Annotated in this window: 13 protein-coding genes; 4 read left to right on the top strand and 9 right to left on the bottom strand. The window is 55.1% G+C overall.

The window, feature by feature from the left end; genetic code table 11:
• Positions 1-53: 53 nt before the first annotated feature.
• The 7 genes from uvrB to rbcL all read right to left on the bottom strand — a co-directional run bounded on the left by uvrB (position 54) and on the right by rbcL (position 8,489).
• Positions 54-2,009: an excinuclease ABC subunit UvrB gene (gene uvrB, locus ABSB80_RS07645; protein ID WP_428369752.1), complete on the bottom strand. Its 1,956-nt coding sequence runs from the start codon at positions 2,007-2,009 to the stop codon at positions 54-56.
• A gap of 135 nt (positions 2,010-2,144) precedes the next feature.
• Positions 2,145-3,260, bottom strand: coding sequence for a radical SAM/SPASM domain-containing protein (locus ABSB80_RS07650; RefSeq protein WP_428369753.1), 1,116 nt, complete (start codon positions 3,258-3,260; stop codon positions 2,145-2,147).
• Positions 3,261-3,419: 159 nt separating this feature from the next.
• Positions 3,420-4,211 (bottom strand): EFR1 family ferrodoxin, encoded by a 792-nt coding sequence (locus tag ABSB80_RS07655; RefSeq protein ID WP_428369754.1) that lies wholly within the window; start codon positions 4,209-4,211, stop codon positions 3,420-3,422.
• Positions 4,208-4,693 (bottom strand): flavodoxin family protein, encoded by a 486-nt coding sequence (locus ABSB80_RS07660; protein WP_428369755.1) that lies wholly within the window; start codon positions 4,691-4,693, stop codon positions 4,208-4,210. Before ABSB80_RS07660 ends, ABSB80_RS07655 begins: the two co-directional genes overlap by 4 nt.
• A gap of 4 nt (positions 4,694-4,697) precedes the next feature.
• The gene (locus ABSB80_RS07665) at positions 4,698-5,606 is read right to left on the bottom strand and encodes a metalloregulator ArsR/SmtB family transcription factor (RefSeq protein WP_428369756.1); all 909 of its coding nucleotides are present in this window, start codon (positions 5,604-5,606) and stop codon (positions 4,698-4,700) included.
• 90 nt (positions 5,607-5,696) lie between these two features.
• Complete coding sequence (locus tag ABSB80_RS07670; RefSeq protein WP_428369757.1) at positions 5,697-5,891, bottom strand: hypothetical protein; 195 nt, start codon at positions 5,889-5,891, stop codon at positions 5,697-5,699.
• 1,305 nt (positions 5,892-7,196) lie between these two features.
• Positions 7,197-8,489 carry a type III ribulose-bisphosphate carboxylase gene (gene rbcL, locus ABSB80_RS07675; protein WP_428369758.1) on the bottom strand — a complete coding sequence of 431 codons (1,293 nt, stop codon included), beginning with the start codon at positions 8,487-8,489 and terminating at the stop codon, positions 7,197-7,199.
• 159 nt (positions 8,490-8,648) lie between these two features.
• Here rbcL and ABSB80_RS07680 point away from each other — a divergent pair, with 159 nt between their 5' ends.
• The 3 genes from ABSB80_RS07680 (at position 8,649) to ABSB80_RS07690 (ending at position 11,026) form a co-directional block, all read left to right on the top strand.
• A complete protein-coding gene (locus ABSB80_RS07680) occupies positions 8,649-9,464 on the top strand; it encodes an esterase/lipase family protein (RefSeq protein WP_428369759.1) in 816 nt (271 codons plus the stop codon).
• A gap of 410 nt (positions 9,465-9,874) precedes the next feature.
• Positions 9,875-10,522, top strand: a complete 648-nt coding sequence (locus ABSB80_RS07685; protein ID WP_428369760.1) for a DUF5591 domain-containing protein — start codon at positions 9,875-9,877, stop codon at positions 10,520-10,522.
• A 240-nt stretch (positions 10,523-10,762) separates the two neighbouring features.
• Positions 10,763-11,026 (top strand): hypothetical protein, encoded by a 264-nt coding sequence (locus ABSB80_RS07690; protein ID WP_428369761.1) that lies wholly within the window; start codon positions 10,763-10,765, stop codon positions 11,024-11,026.
• Positions 11,027-11,068: 42 nt separating this feature from the next.
• Here the strand turns inward: ABSB80_RS07690 and ABSB80_RS07695 are convergent, their stop codons facing one another.
• Positions 11,069-11,815, bottom strand: a complete 747-nt coding sequence (locus ABSB80_RS07695) for an RNA methyltransferase (RefSeq protein ID WP_428369762.1) — start codon at positions 11,813-11,815, stop codon at positions 11,069-11,071.
• A gap of 8 nt (positions 11,816-11,823) precedes the next feature.
• On the bottom strand, positions 11,824-12,510 hold the full coding sequence (locus ABSB80_RS07700) for a phosphoglycerol geranylgeranyltransferase (protein WP_428369808.1): 687 nt from the start codon (positions 12,508-12,510) through the stop codon (positions 11,824-11,826).
• 177 nt (positions 12,511-12,687) lie between these two features.
• Between ABSB80_RS07700 and ABSB80_RS07705 the strand changes: the two genes are divergently transcribed.
• Complete coding sequence (locus tag ABSB80_RS07705; RefSeq protein WP_428369763.1) at positions 12,688-15,507, top strand: PAS domain S-box protein; 2,820 nt, start codon at positions 12,688-12,690, stop codon at positions 15,505-15,507.
• Positions 15,508-15,521: the final 14 nt, after the last annotated feature.

The following is a 15,521-nucleotide window of genomic DNA, read 5'->3' on the forward strand; positions in this document are numbered from 1 at the left end:
CCGGCCCAGATTGTTACCCAAACCGCTTAAAAAACCCTGCCCCGCTTTTCCGGTCATCTCTCTGCATGATGCCGGGTTGCCTGGCTCATCCGCTCGTTCAGTTTCCTGACCTGGTCCCGGAGGGCGATTGCCCGCTCGAAGTCGAGATTCTCCGCAGCGTCCCGCATCTGCTTTTCGAGCTCGATGACGACGTTCGGGATCTCCTTTCTCGGCACGTGCCGGGTATCCCTGATATCGACTTCTTTTTCCTTGACCGGTTTGACGATGGTCTGCGGGATGATGTTGTGCTCTCTGTTGAAGGCGACCTGCATGTCCCGGCGGCGCTTCGTCTCGGCGATCGCGCGTTTCATCGAATCGGTCATCGTATCAGCGTACAGCACGACGTTCGCATTCACGTTCCGGGCTGCCCTGCCGATGATCTGGATCAGGCTCCGGGCATCGCGGAGAAACCCTTCCTTGTCGGCATCCAGGATACCGATAAACCCGACTTCGGGGATGTCAAGTCCTTCCCTCAACAGGTTGATCCCTACCAGCACGTCGAATTTCCCGAGACGGAGCTCGCGGATGATCTCGCTGCGCTCGAGGGTCTGGATCTCCGAGTGGAGGTAGCGGGTCCTGATCCCCTGCTCCGCAAGGAACTCAGACAATTCCTCTGCGAGTTTCTTGGTGAGCGTGGTGATGAGGACGCGGTCTCCCCGCGCAACGGTTGCCCGGACTTCCCGTATCACGTCCCCGGTCTGACCCTCGATAGGACGTACCTCCACACCCGGGTCCACAAGACCTGTCGGGCGGATAATCTGCTCGACGAGCCTCGAGGATTTTTTCAGTTCATAGTCACCCGGGGTTGCAGACACGAAGACAACGTTTCCCATGTACTGCTCAAACTCATGGAACCTCAGGGGACGGTTGTCGTACGCACTCGGGAGCCGGAAACCGTAATCCACGAGTGCTTTTTTCCGCGAGCGGTCGCCGTTATACATGCCGTGCAGCTGCGGGATCATCTGGTGGCTCTCATCGATGATCAACAGGAAGTCGTCCGGGAAGTAATCGAGCAGGCAGTAGGGTTTCTCGCCCGCTTTCCTGCCATCGAAATGCCGGGAATAGTTCTCTATCCCCTTGCAGGAGCCGGTCTCCTCGATCATCTCGATATCGAACCGGGTCCGCTGCTCGAGCCGGTGGGCCTCGATCATCCCGAGTGTTGGCAATACTTCGTCGAGTTCCTTCCGGATCGATTCTATCGCCGTTCTGCGGGTGCTCTCCGGGGTGACAAAGTGCCGGGCGGGGTAGACGTAGAAATACTTCATCTCCTCTTTTTTTGCACCGGTATTCTTGTCCACCTCCCGGATGCGCTCGATCTCGTCACCGAAAAGCTCGACCCGGATGATGTCGTTGAAGTAGCCGGGTACGATGTCGATGGTGTCCCCTTTGACCCTGAACCGCCCCGGGGCCAGATCGATATCGTTCCGCTCGAACTGGATCTCGAGGAGCCGGCTCAGGATCCCGCTGCGGCCAATCTTCTGGCCGACAGCGAGTTCGAACCCCATGTTCCGGAAATTTTCCGGGTTGCCAAGGCCGTAGATGCAGGAGACCGAGGCGACCACGATCACATCGCGGCGGTAGGAGAGCGAGGCAGTGGCGGAGAGCCGGAGCATCTCGATCTTGGGATTGATGGCGGAGTCTTTCTCGATGTACTGGTCCTTTGCCGGTATGTAGGACTCCGGCTGGTAGTAATCATAGTAGGAGACGAAGTACTCGACACGGTTGTGGGGGAAAAAGTCGCAGAACTCCTGGTAGAGCTGGGCCGCAAGCGTCTTGTTGTGGGCAAGGACGAGCGTGGGTTTGTCCGCTGCCACGATCACGTTTGCCATGGTGAACGTCTTGCCGGAGCCGGTGACACCAAGAAGTGTCTGGCACTGCTCGCCCGAATCGAGTCCTTCGGTTAACTGCCGTATTGCTTCCGGTTGTGAACCGGCCGGTGCAAACGGGGAGGTGAGCTGGAATCCTGTCACGGTTCTTAGGATCTTGTATGGGGATATTAAAAGGGATCGGGATGTGGCATGAATATTGACGAAGGAATGAACATTTTCCGGAAATCTTTTTAAAATAATCGTAAAAAATTTTGTGGGGTTTGTCCGGCTGAAAAATTATTTCCGGTCCATCAACTCCTGCACCCACGCCCTGTTCGCCCGGAGAGCGCACCCACCGGTCGTTTCCGTGAGCAGTCCGTGTTCATCCCGGATCCGGGAGAGCAGCGGGGACAAGAGAGCCCGCTTCAGCGGCACCCAGGTAAGATTCGCATCCGAGAACGGCGCCGCAGGGCAGGGCTCGAGATCCCCGGAAGGGCTGACGTGGATGAAACCCCGGCCCGCGGCAAGGCATCCCCCGTACGTTTCCTCATCACCGGGAAATCCGATGAAAAGAGCCGCAAATTTCCGGTTGAACGAAGAAAGTGCAGCGTTCAGCATCTTCTTCTGTTCCGGTAAAAGGACAAGGTCTTCCGTGCCAGGCTCCATGGGCACGTACTCGACGAAGGTGAACACCCTTGCACCGCCATCAATCATATGCCGGATAAACGCCTCATCCATAACGTTCCCGAAATTTGCCCGGGAAGTGGTGACCGAACACCCGAAAAAGACGTTCCGGCTTTTGAGGATGGAACACGTGTGCTGCAGACGGTCATAGACTCCACCTCCCCGCCGGGCATCGGTATCGTCACGGAACCCTTCGAAACTGATGACCGGGACAATATTCCGCAGGCCGGCAATCTCATCGGCTGCATGTTCATCGATCTTGAGTCCGTTGGTAAAAACCGGGAACAGGACCTGCGGGAATAAGCCGGCAAGACTCAGGATCTCGTCTTTCCGCAGGAGGGGCTCGCCACCGGCAATAACGATGATCGATATGCCGAGGCGGGCGGCATCGGCTACGACAGCCCGGAGCTGCTCCGGGGTCATATCAGGACTGTAGTGGTGTTTTGCCTTCATGTAGCAACCGGAACAGGCGAGGTTACACCGCGAGGTGATGCTCGCGATCATAACCGGCGGGATAAGAATGCCCTGATCTTCAAAGGCACGGCGAAGGCGCGCGGCTTTTTTCTGGTGATAGAGGATCTTTGTCCCGGTGACAAGAAGCGCCGGGCTGCCGGTGATGATCTTTCGCGCCTGACGAAGGGTGTCTGCAATCGCCGTATCAAATACCCGGCGATAGTCCAGATCCTTTTGTACGGCTTCCGGTCCCACTGGCATGGTACGAAGTGTCATGTGATTATCCCTGAATTATCGCATGATCATGTCCATGACATGAACATCCGAGTGGTGGTAATTTCGTTCTCCCGCAGTCGTCCTGCCCCCGGTCCAAATCGTCCCTTCCGGGAACCCGTGGATACAGGAATAGAACAGGGTGCAGGTACCGTCCCATACTTACCGCTTCTCGCTCAATTCCTTGATGCTGACTGACGGGTTCCGGTACCGCTGTCGTGTCCTGGTACGGGAACCGGCTTGGATCGCCTCCGCCGGACAGAGATGGATGCACCCACAACAGAGCTCGCAGTGGTGTTTCCAGACCGGCCTTCCGTCAACAAGTTCGATATTTTCTGCCGGGCAGATGGCTGCACAGGTCCCGCATGACGTGCAGTTGTCATTGACAGAGAATTTCCGGTCATCATCATGGACATGGGTTGCGAACCGGGGATATATCAGGGTATGCAGCAGGTGCGCAAGAACTGAGGAGGGTAATTTCCGTATCTCACAACGACTGACAGTCTCCGCGACATCCGCGATCTGCGCATCGGCTATCGCGAGAAGTGTCTCCCGTTTTTTTCCTGCCGGGGAATCGTACAGAAGAATGTAATTGCCGGGCATTTTTACCATGAATCCCGCGTCCAGCCCGCGGTTCAGCCGCTTCTTGAGAATGCAGTCGAGCTGCCGCAATGCAGACGATCCTCCGGAACCCCCGAGAGTGACCACGGAGAAGGTATACTGCGAGCGCGAAAGGTCGAGACTTCCGGCAAACGAGGCCACCATCACCGGCAGGCCTGAAAAATACACCGGGCAGACGATCCCGACCCGGTCCGCAGCCGGAACGACCGGGCCTTCGGAATTCTGAAGCGATGCGATGGGAACAAGTTCCGTATCTCCGAGTATGCTCCCGATCTTTTTTGCCGCAGCAAGGGAATTGCCGGTACCGCTGAAATAGTACATGATGGTCTTCATGAAGTACTTCCCATCGATTTTACCAGGGTAACCATCCCGTTGATCCGGTTCGGGTCTTTCACACCGGTTTTATCGAACACGAATTCCCCGGCAACGGTCACGCCTTTTGCCTCAAGGGCTTTTTTTAAGATCGGAATCGTCTCCCGTTCTTTTCCGCCGCAGGTTGCATAGATCACCGCTTTTTTCCCATCGCAGCCTTTAAGAGCAGCAACCGCCGCGTTGATCGCAGGGGTCGCTCTCCCGGCCCAGACCGGCGTGCCGATAACGATCAGATCAGATGAAGAGACATCAATGGTTTCAGGTTCAATCGTATCGCAAAGACCCTTCATGGCACGGTAACACCCTATCGTGTACGCAGTGAGCCGGGAAGAGTACTCCCGTGACTTCACTTCTGTGAGGTTCCCGCCGCAGGCTTTCTGGATCTGTTCTGCAATCCCCCGGGTAACCCCGGAATATGAGTGGTAAATAATACTTGTTTTCATGATTTCACGTCGTGTTCTTCTCTTTGTTATCCCGTATTGTTCCATCTTCCGTACCTATGAGAGGATTCGCCGCAATGATCTGCCGGAGGAGTTCGCCCCCCGCATCCGGGTTCTTCGTATCCTCAGCATCCAGGGAGATCTCTGTGACGATCCGGACCCCGCGTTCCGCCAGCGCTTTCCTGAGGATCGGGAGGGCCTCGCCGGGATGGTTGGAGCAGGTCGTGAAGATCAAGGCTGTCTTGCCCTCGCAGCCGCGAAGGGCCTGAACTGCGGCATTGATGGCAGGCGACGGCTTCCACGCCCAGACCGGAGTCCCTACGATCAGAAAATCGTAGCCCGAGACATCGATCTCGGCCGGCTCGATCGGGTCGCAGGCCATCTTCCGGGATCGCAGGACGCCGGTCGTGTAGGCGGTAAACGAGGTGTACGGTTTCTTTGTCCGGACCTCGATGAGCTCACACCCGCTGGCATTCCTGATACCTTCGGCAACGCGCCGGGTGATACCGGAGTACGAATAGAAGATCACACAGGCCCTGATGGCACGGTCGCGTTTTGTCCTCCGGAGCATCTCCCGGTTGCAGTTCGCCATCACGGTCGCGTGCATCAGCTCGAAATGTTCCCGGAACTCCACCATCCGGTCGCGGTTGACGGTATAATAGATGTAGAACCCTTCCCGGCGGGACTCGACGAGCCCCTCACCTTTCAGCGTCTTCAGGTGCTGCGATACCGCCGGCTGCGAGATACCGAGCCGGGCCGCAAGTTCGGAGACACCGAGCGTCCCGCTCGTGTCGGTTGAGAGCAGGTAGATGATCTGGAGCCGGGTGAGATCGCCCAGCACCTTGAAGGTCCCGGCCATCTGCGGGACGATCCCGCAGAGTTCCGGACTTTTTTCAGGCTTTTCGCAGCGGTCCATGGGATTCTGTATAAGTATTTGCTTATACGCTTATATGTTTTGCGAGGTAAACACAAAACAGGGCTTTAGTCCCAGGGAGAAAATAGCGAATTATTTCTTAGAAGCAAGCACGTGTGCTGACTCGTCGACTTTGTAGGATTTCGGGCGGTCGAGCAGGTCGAGCGCATTGATCTTCATGTCGATGAGCTCTGAGTAATTAAACGACTCGTACTTCTTCTCGCCTTTCTCGTCCCAGAAAACGACAATGCCGTTCTCCATCTTTTTGCTGCTCACAATATCATGCATACAGTCCGGTGGGGTGGGTGGATAATGAAGGTTACGGCACGTTTTTGTTTTTTCAAAAAATTGCAGCGGGGCTCGTCTGCAGGGAATGTGCCGGGCCCGGAAAAATAGTGAGAACGAGGGAATGGGATCTTAGTCCTACTCCCGGAACCGCGCTGGGTCCCTCCCCCCGTATCCACCTCTCCATCGTCTACGTCGGAAAGCCCCCCACCCCGACGGAGAACGTCCCCCATACCGTGCCCCGATTGCCAGAATACCCGCAAAATGAACCGCATATAATGCCCTCCGGAGCCTCACGGAAGCGTTTGGCGGGCATCTTTTTTGCTCGTCCGCCATTCAGTCCAGAGCCCTCTGATTCAGGGCTGGAAACCCATTTTATAAAAATCCGAATATTAGTCCCTTTTCTGGATTCCTGCCCGATTTGAGCTCCAATAGAATCCGGGCCCATTTTGGGGTTTTTTGAAAATGGCCGGATTGGCAAACCGGGCATTTTGCGGGGTTTTCTGGGTTAGTACTCCCGTACCGGACGGTGCCGGTCCGGGAAGATCTTCCGGACCCCCTGTTTATGAAAATCCTCCAGAAGGATCGCACCAAACAGGGGGTTGTCGGATGCCAGACGGGGTTCAGTTTGGGCTCCGTTTGGATTTTTCCGGGAAACGGAGACCGTTGAGGGCCCGGATTCGGGAGGTTTCAAAGTCCCATTCCGGGGGGGTTCCGGAGGGTGGTTTCCGGGTCTGAGTGGTTCATCAGAACCACGAAGAGGAGAAGAACTTATCAGAGTTCTTCGAAGGATGGTCTCTACCGGATTTGCGGTTGCGGGTCCGGATTTTTTTTATCCGGGCCGGAAAAATTCCGGGAAAAAGTTAGAGAAAAATTTCCGGATTTTTTTTGAAATGGTGAGGGTTGTCGGACCCGAGCCACAAGAAGAACTCGAAGGTCGGCTGATGCCACCCTTCTCGTTATCGAGGTTCTGATGAACCACTCCAACTCATCAGAGTTCTTCGAAGGATAGTTTTTCCGAAAAAATTTCAGCGCAAAAAATTTTAAAAAAAGTTTTGTCGCGGGGCCTAAAAAAAATTTTGAGAAAGAACAGGGCAGCTTGAAATTTTTTTTACAAATTTTTTTATTTCATTGCGATGCCCCACGCGCAAAACGACTCGAAGGTTTCACCTTCTCGAATCAGTCCTCGCAGTGGCGACGACTGATACTGCGGAGCAGGGGGGGCCCTTCATAATGAAACGCGGATAGAAAATACAAATAAATTTATTTTACAAAAAAATTTGTAAAAAAATAGGAAACTTCCGCACCTCACACCGGCTTGTAGTGACCCCACTTACCGAGAGCTTCTTTGAGTTCTTTTGCATTCTTCGCCTTCTCTTCAAGAGTAACACCTTCCTGCCAGGCCTCGATCGCCTGCATGGTTGCCGTTGCCCCTGCCCGGGTTCCTTTCGGGTGGCCGTGGATGCCACCTGAGACGAGCAGGACCATCTCCGTACCATAAATATCAAGCACATCCGGAACAAGCCCGGGATGCAATCCCCCGGAAGAGACCGGGAAGGCGCTCTTGATCTTCCCCCAGTCCTGCTCAAGCAGCATACCTTCAACGGCTGCAGTCTTCTTCTCGCGCAGGAGGTCGGCAAGCGCAATGGATTCCCGCCGGGAGCCGGTCAGCTTCCCGACAGCGGTGCCAGTATGGATCTGGGAGACACCGACGAGGCGCATGAGCTTTGCAAGGAACTGCATGGTTATCCCATGCTTCCGGTTGCGGTCGAACGTGGCATGCATCGCGCGGTGCGCGTGGATAGCGAGGCCGAGATCGGAACAGTAGTCACGCATCGTCATGACTGCTGCAGTACCGGCAACGACAACGTCAATCATCGCGTAGTTCCAGCCGTTCTCTGCAAGCATGTCAGCCCGTTTCTTCATTGTCTCCACATCAGCGGTGATATTGAGGAACGCGGACTTTTTCTCCCCGGTCTCTTTCTCGGCAACATCCCGTAGTTTCGTCATGTGCTCAACCCGGTCATCGAACCGGTTGAACGAGGTGGAGGTCAGGTTTTCATCGTCCTTGACAAAATCAAAACCGCCCATCCAGGTCTCGTACCCGATCTTTGCGTGCTCCCGTGCCGAGAACCCGATCTTGGGCTTGGGCACCGCGCCGGTGAACGGCCGGCCGGTGATTCCCATCATCTTCCGGATCCCGTCGTTGCCGAAGTGCGGCCCCTTGAAGTGTTTTGTGTAGGCAGACGGGAGCGAGACATCGATCAGCCGCAGGTTCTTCAGGGCCTTCATGCCGAAGATGTTCCCTGCGATCCCGCTCAGGAGCTGCACCGCATTCCCCTCTTCCCAGAGGTCCAGCGGGTATGCGATCATTACCACGTTTCCTTCGATGTCAAACGCCGTAGCCTGCAGGGCTTTCATCCGGGGCGGCATGGTAAAGAGGGTGGTCCATGTCCCGGTCGAACTCTCGGACGCGATCCGCCCGGCTGCTTCCCTGCCGCTGATCCCTGCAGCGGGTTCAAAATAGTAGAGGCAGATGAGTTCGTTCTTTTCCGGCTCGTAATTCAGGTTGACGAATTCATTGTACCAGTCAATTGCCATAGATATCCTGTACCTTTAAAGGCGATTCCGGGTAAAAAAAGTGCTCACGAGATAATGACCATACGGTCATGCTGAAACAAACCATACCGATCATCAGGGAACGGGCATGCAGGGGTACTACCGTTCAACCTTTCGTCCGGAACCACCAATATCCCTGGAATGGACCAGCATCCCGTACCAGTTGTCCTCGTCCACGGGTGGAACAGCCACCCCGGGGTCTGGAACCGGCTCGTACCGCTGCTTGAATCGGCATCGATCCCATTCTCCCGCTTCGACCATTCGGGGATGCACGGTTCCACCCTGCCGCAGATTGCCCGCGCACTGGAGCAGTATATCTCGTCTGTCAGGGATACGGGCGGGTACGACGGGGAGATCGATATCGTCTGCCATTCGGTCGGCACCTGTGCAGCCCGGTACCTTCTCGAGGTGATGGATGGCGCGGCACAACACGAGCGGGTCCGCCAGCTGATCGGGATCGGCCCGCCCAATGACGGGTCAGCACTTGCCGAACTGTTCCATGACCCGCACCACGGTCCGGCCATCATCCGTAGTCTTGCCGGTACGTTCGTCCCGCCGGGATTTGAGCCGTCAGCAGACAGGATTGTGCAGGATGTGCGACCGGAAAGCCCGTTCATGAAGGGCCTCCGTTCTGCCGGGACCCGGAGCGACATCCGCTACCGGATTATCGCGACCGCAAACCCCGGGCGGCACCCTGATTTTTTCCCCTGGTTTGACGGGAAGACATGGGTTCGGGCGGAAAACGGGGAATACCGGTTGACGTTCGATGGTGACGGGATAGTGCCAAACAGCGAATCGGTTCTTCCCGGGATTGCCCCCGAAATCCTTCCTGCAGGTCCCTCTTCGTCCCGCCCCATGCCTTCTCCCGACCAGTACTGCCACATCAGCCTGCCGAGGAACCCGGTTGTTATTCACCGGGTCATGCAGTACCTGAAAGATCCGAAAGAAAAAGCCTGACGCACCCTCAGCCCGCAGCAATGCGATCCATACCGGATGAAGGTGACCGGCAGGGTCACACACTTCCGAATCATTCCGGCAGGGAAAAGGCACCGCTATGCATGGTCCGGGAAAGTTTTTTCAACCTCGCGGAAAATGTCTTCCCGCACGGAAAAACGGTAACGGAAATTACTCCCGATTACCAGGATATTCACCCTTGAGCCAGTCAATCGCGTCACTGCTCGACCGGTGGCACGGGCACCTTGGCAGGGCAGACAGAACAGAACAGTAAATCCGGATTTTTATACCCGGGTGTACGACACAACTCCGGATGAAAGCCAAAGCCATGGACGCCCGGCAATCCCATCGGCCTTTTGTTTGAACGACCGGATACTTCATGTGATGCATAGACCAGCTGATATGGAATAACCATGGGCGAGCGCAGACCTGAGGCCCCGGAGAAAGCCACGCGGCCGTTCCTGACCGGCCCCCCTTTCTACCTCCCGGAATTCGAGGAGTCGTACCGGTACATTATCGATAAGTATGACATCGGCCCCCGGGATATTGCCATTTTTCTTCCCTGTGCGGTCCGGAAACCCTACAGCCAGAGCCCGAGCCACCAGCTGATCCGGATGATCATATCGCAGGTCCTCGAACCGTCACAATACCATATCGTCGTTTTCGGGACGTGCGGGATCGTCCCCGCCGAGCTCGAGGAGATGTACCCGTATGCCCATTACAAGTATATGCTCGGGAAATGCCAGCATGAATCGGTAAAGGAGGACTTCCTCAGGATCGAGACTGAACGGGTTGCGGGCTATCTCGAAAAGACCCGGCAGACCTACACGTACCGCATCGCGTACTGCATCGGGCTCTTCCGCGAGGCTCTGGTACGCGGATCAAGGGAAGCAGGGGTCGATATCGATCTCCTCCTTCCAAGCCGGGACCTGATCAACCGGATCATCGAGGAGGAGGAGTGCGCGTTCCAGGAGGGCAGCCTCTCCATGGAAGAGTACCTGGGGGAGTTCTGCGACGGGCTCATCCGGTTCCGGAACAATCACTACGGTACGGGGAAGTAGAGCGCGCCTGGCAGATCAATATTCTGACGCTCTTGGGGGAGACTGCTCTTCCCGAAGGGAAGGGCAGGCTAGAGAAGAACCCGGGTTCTTCGACTCTCCGCAGTCGAAGAATTCTGATGAATTCTTCTCCAATTAATCCTCGCTGATGCGACGATTAATTCCCCGCCGCTAGGGCATCCCCCAAATTGCGATAGTCACTCAGAAGGTTGGCAGGAAATTCTCGAAAAAACAAGGGGAATAATGGACGGGTCGAAGGTCGGCTCTTGCCTCCCTTCTCCTCTTCGAGGTCTGAAGACCTCTCAGAGATTCAAGGGGATGCTCTCCTTGCGTTGCCTCCACCACAGGGGAGACCGCTGTTCCCGAAGGGAAGAGCAGGCTGGAGAAGAACCGGAAGGTTCTTCGATTTCCGAAGAGGTTCAACAGGACCTCGAGGATAAGAAGAACTCATCAGAGTTCTTCGACGTGAGAGAGGGGGTCACCCTCATAACATCTTCAAATGGTTGACAATAAATAAACCCCGAAAGATTTCCAAGAGGCAAGGACTAATCACTCCTCCTCCTCTTCCTGCCCGGCCTTCCCGCTGATATCCCGGTCGAGACTCGACGGATCGATGTGCCACTCGCTCCTGCGGAGCAGCCCGTGCAGGGTGCTGGCCTCCCGGATCGTGAGGTTCGCCCTCCCGAGGATCCTGCGGATGAGGACCATCGTGTTCTCCCGCTTGAATGCCGGGTGATGGATGGTGTCGAGATACCGGTCGATGTGGCGGTAGAGGTAACCCATCTCGGCAGGGGAAGCGAGCGCATAGGACGGGAGCGGGAGATCGGCCAGCTCGTAGCAGACGACCCCAACGGCATGAGAGAGGTTGAGGATCGGGTACTCCTCGACAGTCGGGATGGTGCAGATCATGTCGCTGCGTTTGACCTCCTCGTTGTTAAGCCCCCAGTTCTCGCGCCCGAAGAGGATCGAGATGCGCCCGTCGGTATCCGTGATCCGCCCGCGGAGTTCTTTTGGCGAGTAGAATGGCATCCGCATGGAATGGCAGACCGATTTGCTCACGGTCCCGGTGGTCGCGACCACGATGTTGCTCCGGGCGAAGACGTCTTCGATGGTGCAGACCTCTGCATTCCTCAGCACGTCCTGCGCATGGCTGGCCCGGGCCTTTGCCTCCTCACCAAGCGGGCATGGATCGATGAGCACGAGCCGCAGGAACCCGAAATTTTTCATCACGCGTGCGGCAAAGCCCACGTTGCCTTCGTAGATAGGGGCAACGAGGACGATGTCAATGACGGGCATAAAAAAAATTACTGGACTGCGTCGACCGTCGCTTTCAGGACGGCTGCTCCCTGGTCGTATACGGCATTGCCGACGACAATCGTGTCGGCATACCTGCTCATCTGCGCTGCTTTCTCCGCAGAGTTGATCCCGCCGCCATAGTACAGCACCGACTTGTCAAGGGCCTCGGATACGGCTTTTACAACGGCCGGATCTCCGTAGATACCGCTGTATTCGATATACACAACAGGGAAATGGAAATAGTGATCCGCGACGCTCGCAAAGGCAGCGACCTCCTCCGCTTTGAGACTGCACATTGCCTTGGTCACACGGCCGACCGATGAGTCCGGGTTCAGGACGATATAAGCTTCCGGTACGATGAAGTCCCACGGGATTTTGCCTTTCTGCATCTGCACCCACGCCCGGTGCTTGCCGACGATCCATTGCACATCAGTAGTGTTCATGACACTCGGGACAAAAACAAAATCGATCCCCTGCATCAGCACGGCATCCGGTCCCGCAGGCTCCATGACGAGCGGAAGGTCATAGGCACCTACCTGTTTCTGGAGTGCGGAGAGGTTCTCCTGCGTGACATTGAGTGTTCCCGAGAGCATCAGGGCATCGGTACCGCTCGCGGCAATAGCATCAATATCCCCGGGCTTCAGCTGCTTGTCAGGATCGAGTTTGGTCACATGCACCCAGTCTTTCCATTTCATCATAATCACAGTACCTCTTGGCGTTCCATCCCCATAAACCGGTATCCTGCCCGGTGATCGCACCCTGCCTGCACGAGAGTGTCTTGAATCAATTGCAGCAGTTCATCGGTTCCGGACAACCAATGGAACACTTTATATGAAAATAACCGTAATCGGGAACATACCAGTACGATATTCATGAAACTTCAGGAAAAAACCAGTCTGATCCTGGTGGTACTGCTCATCCTTGTCATCTCGCTTATCAGCATCTTTGTGTCAGCTATTTCTCTTTCAAGCGACAGCTCACTTGAGCACAAGTATGTCATCCAGGAAACCGGCCAGGTTGCAGGGAACCTGAACACCGAATTTGCATCGCTTTCTGCTATCACATCCGGCTGGGGTCCATGGAATGACACCTACAATTTTGTTATGGGGAACGAACCGGATTATATCCGGACAAACCTCGTCCCGGAAACCTATCACACTCTCAGGCTGGACGTAATCGCCATCACCAACCGGGATGGCGATGTCGTGTACGCCGGTGCCTATGATCAGGCGAACCATCTGATAGTTGCTGTCCCTGAATCGTTCCGGCAGCAGCTGAGTCCCGGAAACCCCCTCATGAATATGACCGATCCTCACCATTCAGTGACCGGGATCCTGGTTGTGGACAAAAATCCCCTTCTTGTTGCATCGCAGCCGGTCATCCACTCGGATTTTTCCGGGACCCCGGATGGTGTCGTGATTGTGGGAAGGTACCTCCATGAAAACGAACTGGCGGGTCTTGGAAGTCCTGCCAGTCTGTCAGTCAGGGTACTCTCTGTCGGCGATCCTGTCCTTTCACCCTCATTGTTGTCACAGATAAAGGATGATGCAGCAGAGGGCACAGGTACCGTCGTCCCGCTGGATTATACAACCGTAGCTGGCTACACACTCATCCGGAATATTTACGGGAATGACGCGTTCGTTCTTCAGGTAGTCCAACCCCGCGACATTTACCAGCAGGGAGTTACCATGACCCTTTATTATATTCTCATCGTGCTCGGGTCCGGTCTCCTGTTCGGGATCATCGTCCTCCTCCTCCTCGACCGCCTTGTCCTCTCGCGGGTCAGTTCCCTGAGCCTGCAGGTGTATACAATCGGAAGGGATGAGGACATATCCAGGCGGATGGTCATAGACGGGAATGACGAGTTCACAGGGCTTGCCGTGGAGATCAACCACATGCTGGATACCCTTGAAACGACGCAGAAAGGGCTCCAGGCGAGCGAAGGCAGGTTCCGGGAGCTTGCGGAACTGCTGCCGCTGATTGTCTTTGAGATGGACACAGCCGGGAACCTCAAGTACGTCAATAAGGCCGGCGTTGAACGATTCGGGATTACCGAGCAAAAAATCCTGAAAGGAATAAATATACGAGATTATTTATCTCCGGACAATATCGAGATGATGCAGCATGGACTTTCTACCGTGATATCGGGAGGCAAATCTCCCGGGGAGATCTACACCTTAAAGCAATTTGACGGCAACCTGATGCGGGCTATCGTGTATACGTCACTCATATACCGTGAAGGCAGGATTACCGGGTTCCGGGGTATTGTTCTTGATATCTCAGAACGGATCAGGCTTGAGGAGGCGCTCACCGAGAGTGAAGAATACCTTCGGGCACTGATAAGGTCTATCCGTGTCGGTATCTTTGTCATTGATACAAAAACCCACAGGGTCATTGATGTAAACCCGGCGGCTCTTGAGATGATGGGCACCGGAAGAGATGCCGTTATCAACCAGCTATGCCACGAGGTAATCTGCCCGGCAGAAGCGGGAAGGTGCCCGATCACCGATCTGAACCAGGCCGTGGATAATGCTGAGCGAACCCTTCTGACACCGGACGGCAGGGAGATCTCGGTCATAAAATACGTTGTTCCGCTGATGCTTCATGGCAAACCCTGCCTGCTCGAAACGTTTATCGACAATACCTACCGGAAACAGATTGAACGGAAGCTCGCAGAGAACGAGGAAAAATACCGCGCGCTTGCCGAAAATTCTGCTGATATCATCTACTCGCTGGACATGGCTGGCATTTGCACGTATATCTCACCGCAGGCCAATATCTATGGTTTTCTTGAAGATGAGATAATCGGAAAACCGATTCGTAATTTTATCCATCCCGAAGATATCGATCGGGTTGACCAGGATCTGGCCCGTGATCTCGAAAATGGTGCCCAGTTCCATTCCACGTTCAGGGTTTTCGATAAATGGGGAAATGTTACCTGGTTTGATGAAAAAGGTACCCTGCGGCTCGATCAGTCCGGAAAACCCGTCGGAATATACGGAGTGCTGCGGGATGTAACCGAACAGACGCGGGCGAAGGATGCAATCGAGCTTGCCAATAAGAAACTCAACCTGATGAATAATATTACCCGCCATGATATCCTCAACACCATTACCGGGCTCCTGGGTTGTGTGGATATCGCAAACGCCACAACCACACCGGAAGAGAGGGATCAGCTGCTCGAGGACATCAGGGAACTGACCCGGGTGATCCAGTGGCAGATAAGTTTCACGAAAGAATACCAGGAAGTGGGTGTCCAGCTGCCCCTCTGGCAGAACGTAACTGATGTAATACAGCGAATTCTGGTGAACTTCGAAAAATCCGGGCTCCAGTTTATCATCGACCTTGAAAAAACTGAAATATATGCAGACCCCCTTCTCGAAAAAGTGTTCTATAATCTCGTGGACAATGCAATACGGTACGGTGAAAAAGCCACCACTATAACGTTTTATTTCCAGATCTCGGACAAGGGATTGTCCTTAACGTGTGAAGATGACGGAGCGGGAATACCCTCGGAACAGAAGAGACAGATCTTTGAACGGGGTGTGGGCAGAAATACCGGCATGGGCCTGTTCCTGACACGGGAGATTCTGGCGATAACCGGAATAACGATTGTGGAGAACGGTGTGTACGGGAAAGGTGCCCGGTTTGAGATCCATATCCCCCGCGGTACGTTCCGGTTTGTCCGTTAGGCTGCCGGGATGGG

This window comes from Methanoregula sp. (genome assembly GCF_050010295.1).
Taxonomy (GTDB): domain Archaea; phylum Halobacteriota; class Methanomicrobia; order Methanomicrobiales; family Methanospirillaceae; genus Methanoregula.